We start from the raw sequence: 24,811 nt of genomic DNA, 5'->3' as shown, positions 1-24,811 counted from the left end.
ACGCTAGTAATGCAGAGTATAAAATCTTTATATTGCGTTTATATTGAAATCGTAATTCAAAAGTAGCTTATCTCTAATATGCCCGCAATAGCCATTTATTATATGGTAGGTAATTAATCATAACTGGCATAAAAACGAATAAAATCGGAATACGCTCATCTACGAATACGCTGTAAATCACCATTTAGAACTGCATTGCCTTTTTCAGGAACTCTGCTTTGCGTCTTCTGGACACTTCCACCTGCGTGCCATCACTCATGAGCGCAAAGCCTCCTTCTCCCTGGATATAAGACTGCATCTGCTGCATATTTATCAGGTGTGAATTGTGTACCCGGAAGAAATCCACATCAGACAGTAACTCCTCAAACTCTTTCAGGGGGCGGGATACCATGAGATTTTTCTTATCTGTAAAAAAGATGCGGGTATAGTTACCCGTAGATTCGCAACGGACAATGTTCTGCACGGGCATAAACACCAGGCCGTTGATAGTAGGTAATGCAATTTTCTTGTGTGTTTGCTGTATTGTTTTCATGTTCTGCAAAAACACTTCCATCGGAGAGATGCCCTGGTCCTTTGGCCGGTTCACTTTCTTCTCCCTGCATTTTTCCAACGCATCCTGCAACTCCTTTACACTAAAGGGTTTCAGCAGGTAATCCAGCGCATTGAACTTAATGGCTTTTAAAGCATACTGTTCATAGGCTGTTGTAAAGATAACGTCGAAGTATACCTTTTCAAATAGCTTCAACAGCTCAAACCCGTTCTGATATGGCATTTCCACGTCCAGAAATACCAGGTCCGGCTGTAGTTCATCAATCATTTCCTTTGCTTCCCTCACACTTTTAGCCCAACCAATCACCTGTACACCGGGACATTTTTTTTGTAACATCGTTTGTAGTGCATCAATGCAGTGTTGCTCATCATCAACGATGATAGCTTTTATTTCGCTCATACAAGTAGCTTTTGTTAGCTGTTAGCTATCAGCTGTTTTATGGTTTATCAGTGAGTAAACTAAAATATAAATTCTGCGGGTAAAATAATAGTCACCTTTGTTCCGGTGGCGTTTCCGGCTTCATCTTCCAGGTCTGTTACCGTTACTTTTGCTTCTTTGTTATTAATCTTACGGATAAGGTCTATCCTGCCTTCCGTTACTTTCATGCCTACAGAATTATGCAGCCGGCCTTTCTTTTCCTTTATCTCCATTGCTTTTTTTCTGCCTATGCCATTATCTGTAATAGTACATACCAGGCTTCTTTTTTTTAGTAAGATTTCAATATCAAGAATCCCTTTTTCATCCGGGTGCTTATGCACGAGTCCGTGCCAGATGGCGTTTTCCACATATGGTTGTAATATCATCGGGGGTATCAGTACTTCATCATCGTTAATATCTGCATCTATGAGAAACCGGTATTCAAAGATACCGTTACAGCGCAATGATTCCAGGTCAAGATACAACCTTAATGATTCCAGTTCTTTATTTAATGTAACAAAAGTGTGCTGGGTATTATCGAGGATAAGGCGCATGAGCCGGGAAAACTTGGTCAGGTAGTCTGACGCTTCCTCCTGGTTGTTGCTCCAGATGTACCGGTGGATAGAGCTGAGGGAGTTAAAGATGAAGTGTGGATTCATCTGGGAGCGGAGCGACCGCAGCTCCAGCTGTAAGGTTTGTTTGTTGGCCTTCAGGTTACGGTGACGGATATAGAAAAAGCCGCCCACGATAGCCATTAACAGGAAGGCGGCCAGGAAAAAAGTGATCACCACATTACGTTTGGTACGCAGGGTACTCACCATTTTATCATGTTCGAGATTACGGATCTGGTTATCTTTCCGGTCTACTTCATAGATGGTTTGCATCTGTGCAAGCGCCATTGCTGATTTTTCGTCAAGGATACTGTCTTTGTACAGCAATGATTTATCGGTGGCTTCCAGTGATTTTTTAAACTCCCCGCTTTCTTTAAAGTCTGTTGCGAGTGCTTTATAAGCATCCATCAGCATGGCTTTGAAGCCCCAGAAAGTACTGATGTCGATAGATTGCATCATGTATTTCCTGGCTTCGTCGTGTTTTCCCTGTGCCCCCAGCAGTTTACCGATACTGAGGTAGCTTTCTGCCACATGCACCTTATCATCTACCTTATCATTTACTTCCAGCGCTTTTTTCAGGTATTCCATTGCCGCCGGATAATCTTTCTTTTCTTTATAGGCGGCGCCGAGGGCGTTATAACATATTGCCATACCGATGGGGCGGTCCATTTTCTGGTTGATGGCAAGAGAGCGTTTATAGTAATGAATAGCCAGGTCCAGTTTATTTTGCCCCTGGTATGCGTATCCGAGGTTACCGAGATTGATGGCTACGCCCAGCTGGTTATTGCTTTTCTCTTCCAGTTCGAGGGCGCGGTTAAAATGGGTGATGGCATCTGCATATTTTTCCGTGGTGAGCTGGATATTCCCGATACTGTTGGTAGCCACGCAAACGTTGCGGATATCGTTGATCCTTTCCGCCAGTATCAGTGCTTTTACGTGGTAGTCAAATCCCTTTTGCAATTTATCCTGCCGCCGGCAATCCACCCCGGCGTTATTCAGGGAAAATACGATAAGGGAAGTATCTTTCGCGTCTTCTGCGGCTTTGAGTGCTTTTTCGTGGTAATCTTCCGCAACGATGTACAGCGACTTATTCCTTTTTGCGGTTCCCAGTTCATTGTATGCCTGCGATACTCCTTTTGGATATTTGAGTTGAAGCGATAAGGTGAGTGCTTCCTGCCAGAAAGGATTTTCTATTTTATGTGATTCAAAGAAACGGTTATTTAATCCGCCTTTTTTCAGCAGTAAAGACACTTTCCCGGTATCGGAAGGGAGCCGGCGAACGGAATCGAACAGGTTGTATATCCGCAGGGAGTCCTGGGCTATCGCCTCAAAACAGGCCCCTGACAGGAGCAAGCATAAAAAACATACACCTTTTATAGACATTGGCTGGTCTGTGTGACTACACAATTTAAAAAAAGAATTACGAATAACGCGTAGCGATTTAAAGATATCCGGTTAAACGGGATAACGCTATGGGCAAACCTGCTTCACTGACAATCAAAAAGTTTAAAAAGCGAAAGGGCGAAAGAATTCGCCCCTTCTTCCTATTAACCGAATACACCTACTGAAAACATGGAACGGCCGTGGCGTACCACGCCATCCCACATTACCTTTAAAATGCCTGCTGGCAGCGGTTATGCTCACGCAGACTAAATTTTATATTATAGCAACATTATAATCGGTTAATAGCAAAGGGTCCTTTGTGGATATAGCTAGGATAAGACGTTTCCGAAAGCACGATATATGATAACGCGTCTTACGCACTTGTTCTTAATGTCTTATACAGGTCGACTACACTAAATCAATGGCACAGTGACTTTTCCATACAAAAAATGCCTAAGCAGTATTTTTCAGGGAGGATCAGGTTGGCTATGCAGAAATGGTCAATAAAAGTTGACATCATTCGGGCATGAAAATAAAATTCTACTGGAAATTCGGGAGGATGTGGAAAAATTATTGGGTTGGTGACTACAAGTCACATAGCAAATGTATAAAAGAGTTTTAATAAAAGGAAATAATATTTTATGAGGAGTGCGCCATAATAGCATCTTCCACCCATTGCATCACCAGTTGAAGCTGGTCATCGAGGTTCAAGTGGCTGTTATCCAGTATGATAGCGTCTTCTGCTTTGCGGAGCGGGCTTATTTCGCGGTTGGCATCGATATAATCTCTCAGTTCGAGATTTTGTTTTACTTCTTCGAGGGTAATGTTCTTATTTTTTTCATAGAGTTCTTTAAACCGGCGTTCAACGCGGATAGTGATGTCGGCGGTCATAAAGATCTTGAGTTCTGCGTGGGGAAATACCACGGTGCCGATATCACGGCCATCCATCACGATGCCTTTACGGGCGCCCATCTTCTTTTGCTGTGCTACGGCCAGATCGCGTACTTCTTTTACGGCGGCAACTTCGCTCACCTTTTCAGCTACAATCATTTCGCGGATCAGGTGTTCCACATTTTCATTGTTGAGGTACATTTCGCTGAGCCCTGTGAGGGAGTTGGGAACAAAATCCAGGTGTACATCTTCCAATGCGGTGGTTACTGCTTCATGCGACATCCAGTCGATCCTGTTTTGAATAAAGTAAAGGGTAATCGCACGATACATAGCACCGCTGTCTATATAGGTATAGTTCAGCTTTTTAGCCAGTTGCTTGGCCAAAGTGCTTTTGCCACATGAAGAGTAGCCATCTATCGTGATGATTATTTTTTTCAAAACTATCTGTTTAAATGAATCGCCTATAGGGAAGAACTCTACAAAATTGGGGCAAATCTCCGAGAAATCAAAACAAAAGGCTGGAATTTCCGGTTGAAGGAAATTCCAGCCTTTTATTGGGCTACTACCACCTTACAGGTGTAGGCCACTTTCATGGTATCTTTATGATAAATTACGAGGAAATAGACGCCTGACGGCAGATCTGAGATATTCACCTCGGCATCCCTTCTTACCTCGTACTGGCGCATTACCTGGCTCCAGGTGTCGTGCAGCTGCATCAGCATATCGCCGCGGATACCGCGAATAGTGACTTTGAAGTTACCGTTATTCGGGTTCGGGAATACCTTGATCTGTACAAACGGTGGTACTGCGCGTATTTCGGAATAGGTAATTTTGCCGTTCCGGCCTACTGCCTTGATGCGGTAATAGGTCCAGTCGTCATAATCATTCACATCCGGGAAGGTATAGCTCAGCGGTACACTGCTATTGCCGTTGACGGCTTTTGTTGGCAGTACGCCGATTTTAACGAAGGCTTCCTGTCTTTCATAGCGGCGTTCCACTTCAAAGGTGGCATTATAAATTTCACGGCTGGTGGTCCAGTCCAGCTGCACCAGTAGCGGGGCAATTCTATACGCTTCAAAGCTGAGGAACATGGCTGGTTTGGCAGAACCGATCAAAGCCGTTTTTGTGAAATATTCACTGGCGCCTAGCCCGTCGAAGTGCCGGAGGTGCATGGTCGCCGGCTGAGTCATGGCAACAGTGGTTAATGTACCGGGTAGTGGCCTGGTGGTGATTACGGGTACAGCGTCCCATACTCCGCCAACGAAGCGGGTAATGAAGCTGCTATCGCGCGAGGTGGCATAGGCCGGTAATTCGCTGACATCCATGTGTTGCAGGATTACATCTACTTCTCCCCCGCTGTTATCTGCCCGGCGGATATTCCAGGATTTGTTCACAAAGCTGTCGGGGTAAGCCCTGCCACCGGCGGCCACGGTAAATACGCTGTCGTATACACGGGCGCCTATCATGTCTTTTGCGCCGGTAATGAGCACCGCGGCGGGTGAATAACTATAGTCATCTGTTCCTACCGGGAACACTACTTTTCCGGCTGCATTTGTGATAGCGGCGCGGTACAATAATCCACCTGCGATCCCTTTGCCGGTAACCACATAGCGGTAGTCGCTGTAGCCGGTAATGGTACCGGGTGTTTTATCGCCTACCTGAAGGTTCCAGCCATTAAGATAAATACGTCCGCTGGCAAAATGAAGGTTATTCCTGATCTTCAGATCGGTGAAATCCTCCAGCAGTAAGCCGGCGGGGTTATTGAGCTGCAGGTTGGGAAAGCTGGCGCCTGTTCCGGCAATAAAGCTGTAAGCGCCAAAAACCCTTTGCTGACCGGCGCCGGAAAAGAGGAAGGTGCCGCCGGTGCCGGAGGTACCATCTGCACTTTCATCCGGCAGCGTAGCACCGTTTCCGTTAGTCCATAATTTGCTGAGGAAATAAAAGGTGGTATTAGGATTAGAGCCGAGGATACCGTTGTTCGTCATATCAGCGAAGATGCCTACGTTGGTATTACCGGCGAGCCATACGGTGGCGCCGGCAGGGATGTAAACACCCTGCTGGGCGGAGGTGAAGCCCACTAAAAATAAAAGGGATAATATCAGCAATAATTTCTTCACCAATGTTTTTTATTGGATTACAGTAATATCGAAGCGTTTACCTGTTCCTGACAAAGAGAATGCACTACCGGCAGTATTGACAAAAATTGCTGTCACCGTGTTATCAGCGGATACTCTTGAAGAAATTAAGCGCAAAGTGGAAGGAAAATCAAATCGGGGGTTTATGATAACATTTCCACCCAATGCAACAGTAGGCCCTGCAATATTGAATGTTACCGTTGCGGTTGCCGTGGCACTATTGGGCACACTGGTTGTTCCGGTAGAACCATTTATGCTAGCGCAATTAATATTTGAGGCCCTGTATACACCATTTAAAACAGTGCCGGTAGCACCAAGTTTCGCAGTACCATTTACATCCAGTAAGGCAGCAGGCGTATTGGTTCCCACACCTACATTCCCTCCATTCTGCAGAAACAAACGATAATCCTGTACGTTGGTTTCCACAAAATTTAATCCGTTACCCAACATATTCCAGTGCCATCTGGGCACACCTGCGGCGTCTTCAAATGCCAGTACATCATTTCCGTTGGCGCGGATGATTACCGGATGCCCATTAAACTTCGTTGCACCGTTAAATAAGGTTAAAGTATATGCTGAAAAATCCGCCCCTAAAGTTTCCGCAGCTGTTTGTCCTCTTGATCCCCTGAAAAGCTCTTTATTGTTGTACTTCACTACCATATCCACTGCATTGGTAGTTCCCAGGAACTGCGTTGCCGTAGCCACGTTACCACCCGTAAGCCAGTTGGTGGTGGCCGGGTTATCTGTTAAGATAACGTCCCCGGTGCTGTTAATGGAAAGTACTTTAGAAGTAGCGGCTGCCGGAGTAGCAGTGGCCAGGTTTGTTAAACGAAGACCCGAAGTATTCGCGGAGAAAGGAGCGGCTGTAGTTGGAGGGCCTGATATTTCCACTTTATTCACAGGCGCGCCGGTGCCCACTCCCAGCAATGACTTGGTTGCATCCCAGAATAACTGTCCGTTATTCTCGGAAATTACATCTCCGGTTCCCACATACGGGATAGAACCCGGTGTTAACCCTTTCACAGTAAGCGTTGTGCCAATTACACCGCTTCCGGATATATCAAAATTTGAAGATGCCTGTGTGGTAGTAGTGTTCTGAATAAAAGCATTCGCCGGCAGATCAGCTATTGTTAATGCCCTGAAAGCAGGTACAGCTGCGCCTCCTGTGGCGGGGCCGGCAAAAACGAGGTTGGCATTTTGCGTATTCAGTGTAGCCGTTAACGTTCCTGAAGTAGTTACCGTTGGCGTGGTTACATTAAACAAAGATGGCAGCGACAAGCCAACCGAAGTAACGCCGCTGGCTGCCGCAGCTTTGGCAATCCATTGTGTACCGTTAAAAGTGAGTACGTCATTGTTAACGGGAGCGGTACCAAACAATACATCGTAGTCTGCTATCTTATTAGCGTTCCATAGTTTAATTGTGTTCTTCACGGCCAGTTGCCCGCTGGTGATGGATAAGTTATTATCAATGGTCATGGAGGCCACATCACCACTGGCATCCTTTCCTAATATTTTTATGGGTGTACTAACGTCGTTGGTTACACGCAGCGAGTAGGTTTGCAGTCCTTCCGTAAAGTTTTTTAGTCCTTTAAACGACTGGGCGCTGTAGTTAACAAATCCGGGCGCAGTAAGAGAAGCATCCGGGATAGTAAGGTTATGAATACCGCCGGCAGTAGCAAAGCCAAAAGTGCCGCCGGGCGTATACGTGGCTTTAATTTCCTGTGCGGGAGAAAAATCGTTATTGATTGATTTGATGGCGGCGCCATCAGCTATCAGTTTTGTCCAGTAGTTATTGGCCCGGACACGGAAAGTGTTATCGGATTCCAGGTAGATGATCATCCCATTCACCGGGGTGACGATCTGGTTGGTATCTGCAATACGGGTAAGGAGGAGTGCCTGCTTCTTGCTTTCCAGCTCAAGTAAAGCAGATTGTTTTATCAGAGAAGGATTAGTTCCCAGCTTTAATTGTTGTGCCGTCAACTGCTGAGTGCCTAAGCAAAACAGCATTGCAGCGCATACTTTTATAAGCCCTTGCAGCTTCATACATCAACATTTAAGGAATGTACCCAAAGGAATAGAACGGCTATGATTTCCACATAGCCGTTCCTATTATTTTCTCAGCCTATTTCTTGATCACGTACCAGTTTGTTCCGTTAGACTGAACGGTGTAGAAGGTCCAGTCGTTGTAGATGGTCAGTTTAGCGCCACCTTCCAGCGTGCCGCCGGCGGAGGTAATCTGCACATCGTTGTTGATTTGTGTATCGTCCGGTGCGGAAGCAGCAGGTATTTTTTTCACCGTGTAGATACGTCCTGTACAAGTGGTAGCATCCGGTAATACCACGCTGCAAACAGCGTTGGCGCTTACGAGGATAGTATTATCTGTTGCTGCCACGGTGTAGGTGCCGCCGGCCGTAACGGTAGTGATGGACATGGATACGGAACCGGTTACCTGTAAGGTAGAATTGCCGATGTTATTGGTATCGCCGATGTGTACATTTTTCTTTATGGAGACTTCGTTGCCAAATTTCTTTGCGCCGGCGAAGCTCTGTGCAGCGTTGCTTACCAAACCACCGGTAGTGGCGGGTGAAGCTACGGGGATGCTTACAGTTACTTCATCTGCCGCCTGTGTTACAGCCAGATCAAGACCAGCATGATCAGATTTGAAGGTCAGGTCTTTAAATGCGGTGGCAGAGAGTTTTCTTTTCACCACATTGCCTGAAGTACCATCGCGGAGTAATACTATGTCCTGCGTAGTTCCGTCTGCGATGTTAGTGAGCACCACGTTATTGTCGAGCTGTGTATTTCCTTTTACCTGGAGATCGTTATCCAGGGTAGCTTTGCCGGTAACACCGAGGGTGCTGGCCAGTGTAGTGGCACCGGTTACGTTCAGGGTACCGGTAAGAACGGAGTTACCGCCTACAGCGAGATTGCTGGTAGCACCTGGTAAAGTCAGGTTGCCGGTGATTGTTGAGTTACCGGTGATGGTAGCGCCATTCGCCAGTACTGTTAACCCGGTTCCGAACTGACCTTTCTTCAGGATGGTCAGGTCTTCATTACCTGTAACAGATTGCAGGAAGGTTTTTAAACCGTCGAATGACTGGGCACCGGTAGAAACAGCACCGGGATGGGTAGCATCCGCGGCATGCAGGATCAGTTTCGGAGCAACAGCCGGATTGGTATTGTCTATAGTCAAACCATCGTTCACCGGTGTGGCATCGAATGCGCCGATGATCATTGCCAGTGTGGCTTTATCAAAGCGTTTGTAATCTGTGAGGCTCAGTAAGCCCGCTGTTACTTCACCGGCGCCGGTTACACCTTTCTGTGTGGCAATGGTGAGTACGTGGGTATCCGTTCCGGTGGTAGAAAACACGTAGTCGTTTGGTGTTGCTACCGGCGCGGCGGTGGTCAGTTTCTGATCGGCGGCGGTTAAACCATTAATCTTATTGATCGCGGTTGTAAAAGCCGTTTCAGAAATGGTGCGCTTGTTGATTTTACCTGTAACGGGATCTATCAGTAACACGTCCACACCGGTGGTTACCAGGTCCAGTTTTTTCAGGAACGCATAACCGTTGTCGATCACGAAACCTTCCACATTGTTTGCCTTGAGGGAAAACGGTACGTTGGTAGTAGTTCCGATAAAGTCGCCGGCGGTACCGGGGTTACCCCTGAGGCCCCAGGTGTTGGCTACATCACCCGTGTTGGCCATTTTTTGCCAGTAGCCGTGATTTCTTACGTAGAAGCCTTCTTCACCGGCTTTTTTCAGGTAGATGACCATCCCATCGGGAGGTGTTAAGCCTGTGATACCTACTGTATCGGTTAAACGTGGCAGTAATAAGCCTTGTTTGTCTGCATCCAGGTCGAGGATAGCGGATTTTTCTATCGCAGTGGGATTTTTACCGACTTTCAGCTGTGCATTTGCCTTTGAGGCGATCATGCCCACACCGCCAACCAGCATCACCCGTACTACAATGCGTAAAGATTTTCTCATAGAAATAGGGATAAATATTTAATGTCAAGCCCACTTCCGGCATTGGTGTTGCCGGCGTGATAGTAATAGGATAAATAGATTCAATTATCGTGTCTCAGGGAATTCATTAGTCATGCTTTTCATATCATCTAAATAATAATAAAAAATATAAACTATTATAGTTTGATATAATTACCATTACATAAGCTATATAAACAACATGGTGCAAATGTGACATATTAAATCTTTTTAAAAAATGACATGATCATACCATTTTAGTTCAGATAATTATTCACTGGCGGTGTACCACCTAACCATATATGGGTATTAAAATGTGGAGAGATCGATTGCAGATAAAGTATTGAGAAGGAAATATATGCTGTAACAGGATGGGTTTGCTTAAAATAATCTAGTGGGGATGGGGAGGTTAACATGTTCATGTTATAAAAAAAGCAGCCCATCATTTCTGACGGGCTGCTGCTGTTATATTTTTTGCGTGTTACTTACGCTTCTGATTTCTCTGATTTACTCTTGGAAGAGTTGTTTTTCAGGGTGAAGATCAGCTTCTGATTTTCCTTGTCCAGGTCCGCTACGAGTACATCTCCATCATGAATGTTCATGTTGAGGATTTCTTCTGCCAGCGGATCTTCCAGGTATTTCTGGATGGCCCTGTGGAGCGGTCTGGCGCCGAACTGCTGGTCGTAACCCTTATCTGCCAGGAAGCCTTTGGCTTCATCTGTCAGTTCCAGGCTGAATCCGAGGTTGTTCAGGCGTTTCAGTACACTTTTCATTGTAATGTCAATGATGGTGTAGATATGCTCTTTTGCCAGGGAGTTAAAGATGATCACGTCATCGATCCTGTTCAGGAATTCCGGAGAGAAGGTACGTTTCAGTGCTTTTTCGATCACTGATTTGGTATTCTCTTCTTCATTTACGGCTCTTGCGCTGGTGGTAAAACCTACGCCGGCGCCGAAATCTTTCAGCTGACGGGCTCCGATGTTGGAGGTCATGATAATGAGGGTATTTTTGAAATCCACTTTACGGCCGAGGCCATCGGTGAGGATACCGTCATCCAGTACCTGCAACAGGAGGTTATAAATATCCGGATGTGCTTTTTCAATTTCATCCAGGAGGATTACGGAGTAAGGTTTGCGGCGAACTTTTTCAGTCAGCTGACCACCTTCTTCGTATCCAACATATCCCGGAGGGGCACCAATGAGGCGGCTAACAGAGAATTTCTCCATGTATTCACTCATATCGATGCGGATAAGCGCTTCGTCGGAGTCGAACATATAGCGGGCCAGTGATTTGGCCAACTCTGTTTTACCTACCCCGGTAGGGCCGAGGAATATGAAGGTACCGATTGGTTTTTTCGGATCTTTCAGACCTACGCGGTTACGCTGAATGGCTTTGGTGACTTTGCTGATGGCTTCGTCCTGCCCAACCACGGCGCCTTTAAGGTCTTCACCCATACGGCGGAGTTTTTCAGTTTCGGCCTGTACCATCCTTTTAACGGGGATACCGGTCATCATGCTTACCACTTCCGCGATAGCTTCTTCATCGATCGGGTAGCGTTTGTGCTTCACTTCTTCTTCCCACATTGCTTTTGCGCGTTCCAGGTCTTCACCCAGTTTCTTTTCAGTATCGCGTAAAGCAGCTGCTTCTTCGAAGCGTTGGCTTTTCACTACTTTATTCTTTTCCTGTTTGATATCTTCTATCTGTTTTTCCAGGTCGAGGATATTCTGAGGAACATTGATGTTTTTCAGGTGAACGCGGGCGCCTACTTCATCGAGTACGTCAATTGCCTTGTCGGGCAGGAGACGGTCGGTCATGTAGCGGTCGCTCAGTTTCACGCAGGCATCAATGGCTGCATCTGTATAGCTTACGTTATGGTATTCTTCATAACGGGGCTTGATGTTATTGAGGATCATGATGGTTTCATCCACACTTGGTGGTTCTACCATTACTTTCTGGAACCTGCGGTCGAGTGCGCCATCTTTTTCGATGTACATGCGGTACTCATCGAGGGTAGAAGCGCCAATGCATTGGAGTTCGCCCCTTGCGAGTGCAGGTTTAAAGATGTTGGAAGCGTCCAGTGAACCGGAAGCGCCACCAGCGCCCACGATCGTATGAATTTCATCGATAAACAGGATAACATCCCTGTTTTTCTCGAGTTCATTCATGATGGCCTTCATCCTTTCTTCAAACTGGCCACGGTATTTGGTACCGGCCACCAGGGCGGCGAGGTCGAGGCTTACCACGCGCTTATCGAAAAGCACGCGGGAAACTTTACGCTGCACGATACGCAGCGCCAAACCCTCCACGATGGCGGTTTTACCCACACCGGGTTCACCAATAAGAATCGGATTGTTCTTTTTACGGCGGGAAAGTATCTGGGATACCCTTTCAATTTCCTGCTCGCGGCCAACAATCGGGTCTAAGCTGCCACTCTCGGCCAGCTTGGTAATATCTCTACCAAAGTTATCCAGTACGGGCGTCTTGGATTTGGTATTTGTCTGTTTGGCTTTGCTTGCGTAACTCTTTCTTTCGTCCTCAAACTCTTCTTCGCCCGGATCGTCGAATTCAGATTTAGGGTCCGCAGATTTTACAAAGCCCAGTTCGTTTTTAAAAGTATCGTAGTCCACGTCAAATTGTTGTAAGATTTGTGTACAAACGTTTTCCTTATTCTTGAGTATGGAAAGCATGAGGTGTTCCGTTTCCACCGTAGCGCTTTTCAGTGCTTTGGCTTCCAGTACGGTAACCCGTATAACTTTCTCTGCCTGTCTGGTAAGCGGGAGACTATTGATGTTAGCGATATTCTTTCCTGTCTTATCTTTAACAGCCAGTTCTACTTCCTTGCGTAACTCATACAGATCTACGTTCAAAGCCTGCAGAATCTTTACGGCCGTGCCCTCGCCTTCTCGAATAATACCTAACAGCAGGTGTTCAGTACCTATGAAGTCATTTCCCAGGCGTAAAGCTTCCTCTCTGCTGAACGAAATGATCTCCTTAACTTGCGGTGAAAAATTCTGGTCCATTGTGAGATTATTAAATTATCAAAAACCCTTACGGGGGCTTGCTTATACAATAATAACGAATAATTCTGACTTAAGATTATCACGCTTTGTACGGAAATGAAGTTATTCCTTTTTAAACTTAAACAACTTACACTTTAATAGTATAAGATTATTTTTGCGGTGATGCGGGTACGTTCGTTTAAAAATATCTACGAAGAAAAAGAGGTTTTTGTTTTCGATCTCTTGCGGTTATATTTTATAGGCGGGTTCCCTCTGTTCAAAATTTATTTACTAAAAGTATAAAACAACGTCCAACGCATGAAATTCAAAATTGATACCAAAGAAAAAATAGTCGTTTTTTGTCCGGAAGAAACAGTTCTGGATGCTAATTTGTCAGACGACTTTGTGGCCACTGCAACCGCGCTGCCGGAGCTGGAGGGACGCAATCTCATACTGGATATGACATTGGTACAAAAAATTGATGCAAAGGGCGTTGAAGCCATTTTAACAGTTTATCAGCGTATGTATGACAATAATTTATCCTGTGCGATCACCGGCCTTAACAACACTTTAACAGCTGAGTTGAAATCTGCAGGGGATGATATGCTTAATCTGGCTCCTACGATGGCAGAGGCAATAGACCTTGTAATGATGGAAGAGCTGGAAAGAGAATTACTGAATGGATTGGAATAAGGATGGATTGCCGCTCTTTTTTACTCCCACGTAAGGGTGATTTAAAAAAAAGGCAATTGAACGATTAAAGCTATTTACATGTTCGCAGTCACGATATTAGGTAACAATTCTGCTATCCCCACCCTGGACAGGCACCCCACCGCCCAGGTAGTTACCTGCAATGAGCAGCTCCTGCTGGTAGATTGCGGAGAAGGCACACAATTACAGATCGCGCAGTACCGGATCAGGCGCAGTAAGCTGAGATATATTTTCATCAGCCATCTTCACGGAGATCATTATTTCGGGCTGATTGGCCTGTTGAATACGCTCAGTTTGATGGGCCGTACCGATCCTATCAGCGTGTATGCGCCACCGGAGCTGGAACAAATTATCCAGCTCCAGCTGGATTGTTCGGGTACGGTACTGAAATTTGAACTGAGCTTTGTGCCCCTGCAACCGGGATACAGCGGTATCATCCTGGAAGATAAGGACCTGACGGTAAGCTGTTTTCCCACCCAGCACCGGATCACCTGTTTTGGTTTTTCTTTTGAGATGCAGAAACGCAAGCGTAAGCTGATCCCGGAACAGGCCAGGGCTTACGAAATACCGGCTGCCTACTTCAGCAAATTGCAGGATGGCGCCGATTATCAGCGGAAAGACGGTACCCTGGTGAAAAACGACTGGGTAACTTTGCCGCCGCCTCCCGGCAAACGGTATGTGTACTGTGCCGACACCCTGTACGACGTGAATCTTTTGCCGGTGTTGAAGGATGCGGACCTGATGTATCATGAAACCACTTACCTGCACGACTTACAGCAACGGGCAGCAGAGCGGTTTCACAGCACTTCTGTACAGGCGGCCTCCCTGGCGGCTGCAGCGGCAGTAAAACGGCTGCTGATCGGTCATTTTTCTTCCAAGTACACCGAATTACAACCTTTCCTGGATGAATCCAGGCCGGTTTTCGGGAATACGGAAATTGCGGAAGAGGGCGTAACGTATATTATTTAGGGTTATAAAATAAAAGCAGCAGCGATCCGGGTGGACCGCTGCTGCTTTTTTATTTACATTTTACTGTTAGTAGTTCTTCAGATAGGCAGCTATCTTGCTATACAGTCCGTCGCTAACAGGCATTACAGGCAGGCGGAAAGTATTTTCCATAATCCCTGCATAATGCAGGAATGCCTTGATGCCGGCGGGATTGTTTTCGGAGAACATCAGTTCAAATCCTTCCAGCATTTTGTAATTGAGCGTCCTTGCCGCGGGATAATCGTTTAACAGGGCAGCGTGTACCATGCTGGAAAAATCGGTCGCAAAATAGTTGGCCGCCACCGAAATAACGCCGTCCATGCCGCAGGCCAGCTGTCCCAACGCCAGTGCGTCGTCGCCGCTGATAACGAGGAAATCCTTTGGTTTATCGCGGATAATCTGCATGCACTGCATTATATCGCCGGAAGCTTCCTTCATGGCCACGATGTTTTCCACCTCATGCGCCAGGCGCAGGGTGGTTTCTGCAGTCATATTCCTGCCGGTACGGCCGGGAACATTGTACAGGATCACCGGTTTGGGAGAGGCGGCAGCAATGGTTTTATAATGCTGATAAATGCCTTCCTGTGTAGGTTTGCTGTAGTAAGGCGCTACGCTGAGGATGGCAGCCGCTTCATCGAGCGGGCATTTCTCCAGCCGTTTCACCACATCTCTTGTGTTATAATCGCCAACGCCAATCACTACCGGCACCCGCTTCGACACCTTTTCGAAAGTGAATTTTATCAAATCCAGCTTTTCATCTGCAGAAAGAGTAGGTGTTTCGCCAGTTGTGCCTAAAGACACAACATAGTTCACGCCGCCATCGATCACGTAGTTGATCAACTTTTCCAAAGCATTCCAATCGATGCTTTCATCTGCTTTAAAGGGTGTTACCAATGCCACCCCGGTGCCTTTTAGTTGTTCCATATTGCGTTTACGGGAAAATAAAAATTTCGAAATTCGAAGGCCGAAATTCGAAATTTTTATTGTTATCTCTAAATATTTTTTATTTCTCTTCGTAGAAACCCATGCGGGAGAACTTATCGATCCGTTGTTCTATGCGCGTATCCGGATCAATTTTCTTTAATTCTGCGAGTGTTTCCTTGATGCGGACCTTCAGCAGGTGGGCCATTTCATCAGGATTTACGTGTGCGCCGCCGAGTGGTTCGCGCACGATGCCGTCTACCAGGCCAAACTGGCTCATATAATCGGAGGTCAGTTTCAGCTCTTCTGCGGCTTTTTCCTTGAAATTCCAGCTACGCCAGAGAATTGTGGAGCAGTTTTCGGGAGAGATCACCGTGTACCAGCTGTTTTCGAGCATAAAAACGCGGTCGCCGATGCCGATGCCTAATGCGCCACCGGAAGCGCCTTCCCCGATTACGATACAGATTACAGGCACGCGGAGTTTTACCATTTCAAAAAGGTTGCGGGCAATGGCTTCCGCCTGGCCCCTTTCTTCCGCTTCCAGACCGGGATAAGCACCGGGAGTATCGATGAGGGTAACAATGGGCTTATTAAATCTTTCGGCCAGTTTCATCAGGCGCAGGGCCTTGCGGTACCCTTCCGGGTTAGCCATACCAAAGTTTCTGAGCTGGCGCATTTTGGTGTTTACGCCTTTCTGCTGACCAATAAACATGACCGTTTCGCCATCCAGGTCGGCAAAGCCGCCTACCATAGCTTTATCGTCTTTTACATTCCGGTCGCCATGCAGTTCCGTAAAATTGGTGGACATTTTTTCGATGTACGCCAGCGTATAGGGCCTATCCGGATGACGGCTCAGCTGTACGCGCTGGAAGGCGGTGAGGTGGTCGTAGATATTCTGGCGGGTATCAGCAATTTTTTGCTCATACTCGCTAACAGTAGCAGAAACATCCACACCTGATTTTTCACCATTTTCCTTCAGCTTCTCCAGCTGATCGTATAAGTCAGCGATAGGTTTCTCGAAATCCAGGAATTGCATAATTTGATTAAATTGGTTAAAGATCGGGTGTAAAGATAATGCTGAAAATATTTTTTAAAAAAGATTTGCTTAATTGGGAACTTTGTTGCTATCTTTGCAATCCCAAAACGGAACAACACAACGAATTGGGACACAAGTTCTTAGGATCAAAATGGAATGGATCGGTAGTTCAGTTGGTTAGAATGCCGCCCTGTCACGGCGGAGGTCGCGGGTTCGAGTCCCGTCCGGTCCGCAAAGAGCTTAGGAAACCCGCGCTAGTCGCGGGTTTTTTGTTTTTCAGAACCTTTTAGTCGGGTGTTTGGTCGAATTCTTTTTGAACTGGCCTCTTTTCTATGATCCTTTACAGACTAATTGGATTTTCCCGGAGAACAGATTTTAATTATAAACCCAGCTGGGTTATTTGAAGGACAAATAGTTCATTTTGCCCTTTTTTCGTCTACAGCCAACATTTAACCGCCCGGTAGTTTCATATTTTTTACCCTCCTCTACATTCCAACTTATATAAGATTATCAATTACCTGGTTTGCACGTATGCTGAAGGCCAGCCAATACCCTTTGACATCATCAGTGAATTTGCTAAATTGGAGATACAATGGTCCGACTGACCGGGACCACTCTCAAAAAGAAAACTATGTCCAAGTCCAAGGCGGTTCTAATTGGCGTGCTATTCGGTTTATTGATATCTGTTGGCACCCGATCCCAATCAACGGCACAGCCGGAGACTTCAGCGTATTTTTATTCTCCGCCGGATAAGGATAAAGAATCGTGGCAACGGCTGAATTTGTCGCTTAGCTCCACCTATCTCTATATTGCCAAAGAGGCATTAACTGACCAGGATAGTTGTTTGTTAATAGCCAGCCGTTATCTTGGTTTGAGCCGGTTTTCAATACTGTCAGAGGGATTTGGTGATGAAAAATTACGTGAGCAATCAAAGTGGATCGATCAGCGAGATCCAAATACAGCCATTCTTTCTCTTTCAAAAGCAACCGGCAAAAGACGTCTGCAAACATTGATGTTGCTTGGTTCTTACTATGCTTTTCAACCCGCTGGTTATTCCCGGTATAAAGACAGTGTTGAATATTTTTTTAATAAAGCGATAACAGAAAGTAAAACCCTGAAGGAAGAAAAGTGGGGGCGCATAGCGCTTTGCCTGCTGGGGAAAATATATCTGCAGGTATACGACAATAAAGGCGATTCGATCTATAATCAACTGATAGATCAATGCCGGAAAGCAGGTGATAAAGAAACAGAAGCCAGGGCAATTGCCTATCGTGGTATATACACGGCTCCCAGGGAAACCACGTTTCAAAGAAAATTGTCCGATCTGCAACAGGCTGCGGACCTCTATCACAGCATAGGCGATATCGAATCTGAGATCAATATATTGATGGATCTGGGATATGTTTTTATGGCCGCGGGACAACTGCAAAGTGCCCATGATCTTTTTTTGAAAGCGCTTTCACTGGCAGCATCTATTCAATATCCATATACCCATTACATTACAGAGGCGCTTGCCAACATCACAATGTACCAGGGAAAATTCGGGGAACCACTACGATATATACGCCAGGCAATTAAAGTTGCGGAAAGCTGTCGTGATAGTACCGGATGGGCTCTTTTATACGGCCGGCTGGCATTTTTATATGATACCGAGGGTCGAAAGAAAGAGGCGTTAGGAATGGCGCAAAAATCAATAAAGCGATTTATCATAGATCGTAATCCGGCCGTGTACAATATCCTGCAGCTCGTAATTAACAATATGAATGAGGAAGGCCATGCAAAAGAAGCGCTCGATCTTGTATTCAATATTTCAAAAGAGGTGAGCCCACCTGTGGGCATATCAGATATGTTTTACTATCATGCAGCACTTTCCACATGCTATACAACTCTGAACAAGTTAGATTCAGCCGAAATACATATCAAAAAGATGGATTCGCTTGAAACGGAGGCTGAAGTTATCCGGGGACCAATAAGAAGAGGAGTGGTTCTCGAACATTATGCAACGCTCTCTTTTAATCGCGGGCAATACCAGAAAGCAAAAGAATATCTTGAAGAACATTTCAAAGTTCCTTCTTATGGCCATCGGGCCCTGATGAATGACCTGGCAGTGTACAGTTTGCTGATTGCCACTGATTCGGTACTTGGTAATAAAGAAGCAGTGATATCCCACTATAAGGAATACATAAAATTGCTTGATTCCAATTTTAGAGTAACAAGAATAAGACAGGCAGAAGAGCTCCAGGTCGTTTACGAAACACAGGAAAAAGAAACCCAGATTGCTGCATTGAATCAGGACGCAAAACAATCAAAACTCATAAAGAATTTAACCTTTTCAGGTATTGTTGCAGCAATAATCATTGCCGGATTGTTATACCGCCAAACCCGTTTAAAACAGAAGAGCAATAAAATAATCACCCATAAAAATGAACAACTGCAGGACCTGGTAGCGGATAAAGAATGGTTATTGAAAGAAATACATCACCGGGTTAAGAACAATCTTCAGATTATCATGAGCCTGCTCGATTCGCAATCCAGGTACATAGACAACGATGCAGCTCTCACAGCCATAAATGACAGCCAGCGAAGGGTACAGGCCATATCCCTGATCCACCAAAAGCTGTATCAATCCGAAAATACATCCTCAATCGATATGCCTCACTATATAGATGAACTGGTTAGCTACCTGCAGGACAGCTTTGATACCGGTAGTCGTACAGTAATTGAACAGGATATTGAACCATTGAAACTGGACGTAGTAAAAGCCATTCCGCTGGGCCTGATCATAAACGAAGGCATTGTAAATGCCATTAAATATGCATTCCCCGGGCAGCAGAATGGTATTGTACGGATTAGTTTGAAATATAGTGACGCTGACCATTTGGTGCTCAATATATCGGATAATGGCATAGGGCTGCCTCCGGATGGTAAACTATCAGAGCGGGGCTCGTTGGGGTTTAGTTTGATGCGTGGGCTTGCCAGGCAACTGGATGGAACTTTTGCTATTGAAAGCAACAAAGGTCTGCATTTATGGATCCGATTCAGCGCTTTAAATAACCAGTCGTATGACTAAAAAAATACTTATCGTAGAAGATGAATTTATTGTAGCCAACAATCTGCAGATGATATTGGAGGAAGCCGGTTACACAATAAATGGTATTGCTGCTTCTGCCCGGGAAGCGCAGGAGTATATTCAACAAAATAAACCTGACCTGGTACTGCTTGATATCAGGCTTAAGGGAAAATTATCCGGTATTGATATCGCCCGGAAATTAAGAGCCGATCATATTCCTTTTATTTACTTATCTGCCTATGCGAACCAGGCAATACTTGAAGAGGCAAAGACCACAGAACCCTATGGATTTCTGGTTAAGCCAATCAGAGAGAAGGATCTGTTGGTTGCGCTGGAAATTGCCTGGTATCTGCATCAGCATAGCTATGAATCAAAATTGAGGCGCGAAGAACAGTTGCAGAAAAGCATAACGGAAATAAGCGATGAAGCGTTGGATGCCCGGCAATCACTGCTGAAAATTGCAGGGGTTATGCAACCGTATATACCATTTGATTTTATTGCATGCGGGATCAGGCCACTGGACGCAAAACAGTTCACTGATACAGGATATTTGCGCACCGGGTTCGATGAATACCAGTTTATTGGTGAAAAAGAACTGGAGGCTATCTCGGGTTTGACCAAAGCCGCATTTTCCGATATCATTGAAAACAGCGATAGCGACAGCAATGCCAATATTTATAACCACGGGATAACGAAAAATACAACCAGCAATCTGCTGCAAAGAAAGCTAATGGATTGTTTGCGGATGAAATCCTATCTCGCATTCCCTGTGGCGATCGGTTACGGATTGTCTGTGCATTATTTCTTTTATAGCCGGCATGCTGATATCTACAACAAAGATCATATTGCCCTGTTAAACCGTTTGAAAATATGCCTGGAAGAGGTAGCCAATAAAACACTATATACTGAAACATCTTCCATAACAGCCGCTCGTCAGCCGGTTACTTTTAAAAGGAAGCAGGATGACGCGGCAGACAAAAAAGCGTTCAAAGGCATTATCGGCAACCATCATTTACTGTTGTCGGCCCTGGACCTGGCAGCACAGGTTGCGCCCTATAACACTTCTGTTCTGATATTAGGCGAAAGCGGTACCGGGAAAGAAAGGGTGGCGCATGCCATCCACTCACTTTCTCCCCGGAAAAATGGCCCCTTCGTAAAGGTAAATTGTGCGGCTATTCCGGCAACATTGATAGAGTCTGAATTGTTTGGTCATGAAAAAGGTGCTTTTACCGGTGCTATTGAAAAAAGAAAAGGAAAATTTGAGCTGGCAGATGGAGGAACTATCTTTTTAGATGAGATTGGAGAATTGCCACTTAGCATGCAGGTGAAATTATTGCGTGTTTTGCAGGAACGGGAAATTGAATACGTAGGCGGTAGTTCACCGCTGAAGGTAAATGTTCGGATAGTAGCCGCCACCAATCGAAACCTGGAAAAGGAAGTGGCGGAACGAAATTTCCGGCTTGACCTGTATTACCGGCTGAATGTGTTTCCTCTCACGCTGCCACCACTTCGTGAACGAAAAACCGATATCGAAGCCCTCGCATTATTCTTTGCACATAAATTTTGCGACGCACTGAACAAGCCATTTAAAGGCATTACTGATTCAATGAAGGAAAAGATGTATGCCTATCACTGGCCGGGGAATATCCGCGAACTCGAAAATATTATTGAGCAATCTGTTGTGCTCAACGATGGCTACTCTAAGTTACAATCAATGAGGAGTTTTAGTGCAGCAATTCCGGAATCTACCGAAAAACCTGCTATCAATACCTTTGAAGAGGTAAAACATATTCAGCAGCAAACAGAAAGAGAATACATTACTTCTTTTCTGAAAAAAACCAAAGGCCGTATACGCGGAGCCGGCGGCGCAGCAGAATTATTAAACATCAAACCCAGCACTCTCGAATCAAAAATGGCGAAGCTGAATATTAAAAGACAGGATTTTATCGATTCGCCTGAAAACCTATAGCCTTTATAACAATATGCCCCGGAATTTTCGGGTTTTCTAAAGATGTCCCCCGATATTTTCGGGGATGTATCACTTCAACTTTTTCGCTTCACATTCGCCTGCAAACGCAGGCGAATTGATTTCCAAAGCATTAATAAACGTTAGCCTCTCCGTCTTCGTTGTTTCGATTGAATGGCATACAAATGGCCACAACGGATCAAAACCATTCGTATGTCACAATCAAAGCAATTCGCAGCAACTACACCCATCAATGCTGCAAAGGGATTCAAAATTCACTTAATTGTATTTCTGCTGGCCACTCCGGCTATCTGGCTGGTATGGTATCTAACCGATCGAACGTATCCATGGCCGTTATGGTCTACTCCCGCATGGGCAATAGGCGTACTGTTTCACTACCTCGGTGTATTTGTTTTCAAAAAATCAGGGAATAGCTAAAACCAATAACCATGAATCAGCAACAAAAAACATTCAGACGCGTCGTGACAGGTCATGATGCTGATGGGAAAGCTATCATTATTTCCGATGCAGCACCCGTTCACACCCAATTGGTTGGCGGCCCCGGAGGCCCTACCTTTTTTGAGATATGGCACACGCTGGAGACGCCTGCTTTAATTCATCCTCAATCCAGGGAATCTGATGAAAACGGGTTGGTGTTACCGCCACCCAAAAAAGGGACGAGGATGCGTGTTATTGAGTTCCCACCAGAAGGTGAAGAAATACGCAAATTAACAGGAGCTGATGCTGCGGCTAAATTCAGAGCTATGGGCGATGAAAAAGCTTCTACATCCGCAGAAGGCGCACCTCATCCTTTAATGCACCGGACACAAACAGTTGATTACGGGATCGTGCTGGAAGGCGAGATAACATTGGTGCTTGATCGTGCTGAAGCAACTATTCAGGCCGGCGATATAGTTATTCAATGCGGAACAAACCATGCCTGGGCAAACCGTTCCGGTAAGATTTGCCGGATGGCTTTTATCCTGATCGACGGGCAGTTTACCGATGATATTGCTCAACACTGAAACAACAATTATGCGTATCAAACCTTTACCGCCAGACACGCTTGCTCCTGAAGTCCGTTACGTGCATGACGAAATTGCTGGTCTCATTGGCCGGAGTCAAAGCCAGGTAAACATGCTCGATCCGGCAGGAGCATTGCTGGGACCTTTTCCGCCCATGCTTCATTATCCACAATTTGGCATACCCGCGCTGAGCTTCCTGCGAACACTCGACACACAGGCTACACTGGTAAAAACAGTTCGTGAAGTAGCCATACTTACAGTAGGGAGCGCCTTAGGAGCACGCTTCGAATTATATGCACATGAGATCATGGCGGAAGCGTTCGGCCTTTCTCCAACTACTATTGCAACACTTGCAGCCGGTGGTCATCCGCATGGTTTAAACGAAGCAGAAAACATTGCCCATGTCATCTCCTGTGCGCTCGTCAGCGGTCATATTATTCCGGATTCTACTTATAAACAGGCAGTAAATCTACTTGGGCAGGATGGCGTGGCAGAACTCTTTTTTTTGGTTGGTGGTTATAGCCTCATTGCCATCATCTTAAATGGGTTTGATATGCCTGCACCTGACAATAACGGGTAGGCTCATAAAAAATTAAGACAAATTAAAATGAAAAAAACAATTGTATCACTGCTTTCAACAGCAACAGCCCTTTCAATAGCGGCCGGAAGTATCAACGATGAGAAAGACCCGGTCGTTGCTCCGCAAACATATGTACTCGTACATGGAGCATGGCAGGCTCCTTATGTTTGGGATTCAGTTCAGGCTGATCTTTCTAAAAGCGGCAACAAAGTAGTTGTAGTGGAACTTCCGGGTCATGGCTCCGACGCAACACCGCCACATCAGCTTAGCCTTGATGTATACAGGGATAAGGTGATCGATGCGATCTCAAAAGCAGACGGTAATGTAATCCTTGTTGGACATAGCATGGGTGGAATGGTGATAACGGATGTAGCCGAGAAGATTCCCTCAAAGATCAGGAAGCTGGTATACATCGGAGCTTTCCTGCCGTCATCCGGACAGGCCCTCACTGATCTTTCGTATTCGGATCCTGATTCCAAACTGGGGCCTTTGCTAATTCCTTCAGCCGATCAGTTAACACTCGATGTGAAACGGGACAGCCTGACTTATCTTTTTATAAATGATGGTTCCGAAGCCGCTAAGCAACAAGTACTTAACCACTATCGTGCTGAACCTGCCATTCCCTTTACCGGCAAGGTTACGCTGACCAGGGAAAATTTCGGTGCAGTGGAGAAAGTGTACATCAAGACACTCCAGGATATGGTGATTTCACCCGGACTTCAGGACCGTATGATCGCCGGAGCAGGTATCAAAACGATCTATTCTGTCAATACCAGTCATTCCCCGTTTTTGTCGCGCCCCCATGAACTTTCCGATCTGCTGCTCAAAATCGGGAAACAAGAAAAACCGGATCGATTGAATAGCGTTGTGGCGCGGCTGATCCGTTATGAAGTACAACCGGAATTCCAGGTCGCATTCCGCCAGGCAGTAAGCGATTATGTATTCCATTCACTTAAGTCAGAAACGAACGTGTTATCGGAAGCATACCACGAGCAGGCAGATACCACCGTATTGTGGGTTATTGAAAGATGGAGCAACAAAAACGAATTGGACAAAGCCAGTAAAAGTTCAAGATTCAAAGCCATCGAATCTTTATCACGTAGTTCGCTGAAACAACCGGCTAAGATGATCTATGTGAAAGATCTTGAACCATTGTCCAAACAACAATGGCGCAGTGTTGCCCAAAAACAGGACCAGCCGCTTACCATCATGTTGTTTGTGGATGCAAAACCCGGAACGGAAAATAATTTTAAAGAAGTATATCGCACTGTCATGCCACAGTTCCGTAGCGAACCGGGAGTTATCAGTTACCAGCTCTCGCAGCTGGAAGAAGACAGTACCCAATTCGTTACGTATGAAAAATTCAGGAACGAAGATGCGTTTCAGTATCACCTGAATTTTCCGCCGATACAACCCGTGATCGACTATCTGAATACAAGCATCAAAAAACAGCCTTTCGAAACAGGGCTTCACAGGTTGATTGAGTTTGCACCGGTTATCCGCCAATAATTAAACTCCATTACACAAAAATCAAAACATTCAAG

Annotated in this window: 17 protein-coding genes and 1 tRNA gene; 9 read left to right on the top strand and 9 right to left on the bottom strand. The window is 45.6% G+C overall.

Annotation, left to right across the window (positions count from 1 at the left end):
* Positions 1-184 precede the first annotated feature (184 nt).
* The 7 genes from PV783_RS09085 to PV783_RS09055 all read right to left on the bottom strand — a co-directional run bounded on the left by PV783_RS09085 (position 185) and on the right by PV783_RS09055 (position 12,992).
* Positions 185-949 (bottom strand): LytR/AlgR family response regulator transcription factor, encoded by a 765-nt coding sequence (locus PV783_RS09085; protein WP_079469063.1) that lies wholly within the window; start codon positions 947-949, stop codon positions 185-187.
* Positions 950-1,008: 59 nt separating this feature from the next.
* Positions 1,009-2,931 carry a tetratricopeptide repeat-containing sensor histidine kinase gene (locus PV783_RS09080; RefSeq protein ID WP_168771472.1) on the bottom strand — a complete coding sequence of 641 codons (1,923 nt, stop codon included), beginning with the start codon at positions 2,929-2,931 and terminating at the stop codon, positions 1,009-1,011.
* 669 nt (positions 2,932-3,600) lie between these two features.
* The gene (gene cmk / locus PV783_RS09075) at positions 3,601-4,290 is read right to left on the bottom strand and encodes a (d)CMP kinase (RefSeq protein WP_079469065.1); all 690 of its coding nucleotides are present in this window, start codon (positions 4,288-4,290) and stop codon (positions 3,601-3,603) included.
* A 113-nt stretch (positions 4,291-4,403) separates the two neighbouring features.
* On the bottom strand, positions 4,404-5,969 hold the full coding sequence (locus PV783_RS09070) for a T9SS type A sorting domain-containing protein (protein ID WP_420987792.1): 1,566 nt from the start codon (positions 5,967-5,969) through the stop codon (positions 4,404-4,406).
* 9 nt (positions 5,970-5,978) lie between these two features.
* On the bottom strand, positions 5,979-8,030 hold the full coding sequence (locus PV783_RS09065; RefSeq protein WP_420987791.1) for a hypothetical protein: 2,052 nt from the start codon (positions 8,028-8,030) through the stop codon (positions 5,979-5,981).
* Positions 8,031-8,109: 79 nt separating this feature from the next.
* Positions 8,110-9,975 carry a hypothetical protein gene (locus PV783_RS09060; RefSeq protein ID WP_420987790.1) on the bottom strand — a complete coding sequence of 622 codons (1,866 nt, stop codon included), beginning with the start codon at positions 9,973-9,975 and terminating at the stop codon, positions 8,110-8,112.
* Between the two features lie 482 nt (positions 9,976-10,457).
* On the bottom strand, positions 10,458-12,992 hold the full coding sequence (locus PV783_RS09055; RefSeq protein WP_079469069.1) for an ATP-dependent Clp protease ATP-binding subunit: 2,535 nt from the start codon (positions 12,990-12,992) through the stop codon (positions 10,458-10,460).
* A gap of 297 nt (positions 12,993-13,289) precedes the next feature.
* Between PV783_RS09055 and PV783_RS09050 the strand changes: the two genes are divergently transcribed.
* Positions 13,290-13,664: an STAS domain-containing protein gene (locus tag PV783_RS09050; protein WP_079469070.1), complete on the top strand. Its 375-nt coding sequence runs from the start codon at positions 13,290-13,292 to the stop codon at positions 13,662-13,664.
* 78 nt (positions 13,665-13,742) lie between these two features.
* Positions 13,743-14,651, top strand: coding sequence for a ribonuclease Z (locus tag PV783_RS09045; protein WP_111579420.1), 909 nt, complete (start codon positions 13,743-13,745; stop codon positions 14,649-14,651).
* 66 nt (positions 14,652-14,717) lie between these two features.
* On the opposite strand, the gene dapA is transcribed toward PV783_RS09045, so the two are convergent.
* Positions 14,718-15,593, bottom strand: a complete 876-nt coding sequence (gene dapA, locus PV783_RS09040) for a 4-hydroxy-tetrahydrodipicolinate synthase (RefSeq protein WP_111579419.1) — start codon at positions 15,591-15,593, stop codon at positions 14,718-14,720.
* A gap of 79 nt (positions 15,594-15,672) precedes the next feature.
* Positions 15,673-16,626, bottom strand: a complete 954-nt coding sequence (locus PV783_RS09035; protein WP_079469072.1) for an acetyl-CoA carboxylase carboxyltransferase subunit alpha — start codon at positions 16,624-16,626, stop codon at positions 15,673-15,675.
* A 158-nt stretch (positions 16,627-16,784) separates the two neighbouring features.
* Between PV783_RS09035 and PV783_RS09030 the strand changes: the two genes are divergently transcribed.
* The 7 genes from PV783_RS09030 (at position 16,785) to PV783_RS09000 (ending at position 24,776) form a co-directional block, all read left to right on the top strand.
* Positions 16,785-16,858: transfer RNA gene (locus PV783_RS09030), tRNA-Asp, on the top strand.
* Between the two features lie 399 nt (positions 16,859-17,257).
* On the top strand, positions 17,258-19,696 hold the full coding sequence (locus PV783_RS09025; RefSeq protein WP_420987789.1) for a tetratricopeptide repeat-containing sensor histidine kinase: 2,439 nt from the start codon (positions 17,258-17,260) through the stop codon (positions 19,694-19,696).
* Positions 19,689-21,665, top strand: a complete 1,977-nt coding sequence (locus PV783_RS09020) for a sigma 54-interacting transcriptional regulator (RefSeq protein ID WP_420987788.1) — start codon at positions 19,689-19,691, stop codon at positions 21,663-21,665. Before PV783_RS09025 ends, PV783_RS09020 begins: the two co-directional genes overlap by 8 nt.
* Before the next feature lie 210 nt (positions 21,666-21,875).
* Positions 21,876-22,100: a 2TM domain-containing protein gene (locus PV783_RS09015; protein ID WP_420987787.1), complete on the top strand. Its 225-nt coding sequence runs from the start codon at positions 21,876-21,878 to the stop codon at positions 22,098-22,100.
* An 11-nt stretch (positions 22,101-22,111) separates the two neighbouring features.
* Positions 22,112-22,687, top strand: coding sequence for a cupin domain-containing protein (locus PV783_RS09010; RefSeq protein ID WP_420987786.1), 576 nt, complete (start codon positions 22,112-22,114; stop codon positions 22,685-22,687).
* Positions 22,688-22,748: 61 nt separating this feature from the next.
* Positions 22,749-23,267, top strand: a complete 519-nt coding sequence (locus tag PV783_RS09005) for a carboxymuconolactone decarboxylase family protein (protein ID WP_420987785.1) — start codon at positions 22,749-22,751, stop codon at positions 23,265-23,267.
* Between the two features lie 27 nt (positions 23,268-23,294).
* Positions 23,295-24,776 carry an alpha/beta fold hydrolase gene (locus PV783_RS09000; RefSeq protein ID WP_420987784.1) on the top strand — a complete coding sequence of 494 codons (1,482 nt, stop codon included), beginning with the start codon at positions 23,295-23,297 and terminating at the stop codon, positions 24,774-24,776.
* Positions 24,777-24,811: the final 35 nt, after the last annotated feature.

The sequence above is a fragment of the Chitinophaga sp. CC14 genome (assembly GCF_048957795.1).
GTDB classification, from domain to species: Bacteria; Bacteroidota; Bacteroidia; order Chitinophagales; family Chitinophagaceae; genus Chitinophaga; species Chitinophaga ginsengisegetis.
Note: the sequence above shows the minus strand (reverse complement) of the source record. Positions and strands in the feature narration are given on the sequence as shown.

Coding starts and splice junctions, on each gene's coding strand:
- PV783_RS09085 (WP_079469063.1), bottom strand. CDS start 949: ATGAGCGAAATAAAAGCTATCATCGTTGATGATGAGCAACACTGCATT.
- PV783_RS09010 (WP_420987786.1), top strand. CDS start 22,112: ATGAATCAGCAACAAAAAACATTCAGACGCGTCGTGACAGGTCATGAT.
- PV783_RS09050 (WP_079469070.1), top strand. CDS start 13,290: ATGAAATTCAAAATTGATACCAAAGAAAAAATAGTCGTTTTTTGTCCG.
- PV783_RS09065 (WP_420987791.1), bottom strand. CDS start 8,030: ATGAAGCTGCAAGGGCTTATAAAAGTATGCGCTGCAATGCTGTTTTGC.
- PV783_RS09015 (WP_420987787.1), top strand. CDS start 21,876: ATGTCACAATCAAAGCAATTCGCAGCAACTACACCCATCAATGCTGCA.
- PV783_RS09000 (WP_420987784.1), top strand. CDS start 23,295: ATGAAAAAAACAATTGTATCACTGCTTTCAACAGCAACAGCCCTTTCA.
- PV783_RS09020 (WP_420987788.1), top strand. CDS start 19,689: ATGACTAAAAAAATACTTATCGTAGAAGATGAATTTATTGTAGCCAAC.
- PV783_RS09060 (WP_420987790.1), bottom strand. CDS start 9,975: ATGAGAAAATCTTTACGCATTGTAGTACGGGTGATGCTGGTTGGCGGT.
- dapA (WP_111579419.1), bottom strand. CDS start 15,593: ATGGAACAACTAAAAGGCACCGGGGTGGCATTGGTAACACCCTTTAAA.
- PV783_RS09045 (WP_111579420.1), top strand. CDS start 13,743: ATGTTCGCAGTCACGATATTAGGTAACAATTCTGCTATCCCCACCCTG.
- PV783_RS09025 (WP_420987789.1), top strand. CDS start 17,258: ATGTCCAAGTCCAAGGCGGTTCTAATTGGCGTGCTATTCGGTTTATTG.
- PV783_RS09055 (WP_079469069.1), bottom strand. CDS start 12,992: ATGGACCAGAATTTTTCACCGCAAGTTAAGGAGATCATTTCGTTCAGC.
- PV783_RS09035 (WP_079469072.1), bottom strand. CDS start 16,626: ATGCAATTCCTGGATTTCGAGAAACCTATCGCTGACTTATACGATCAG.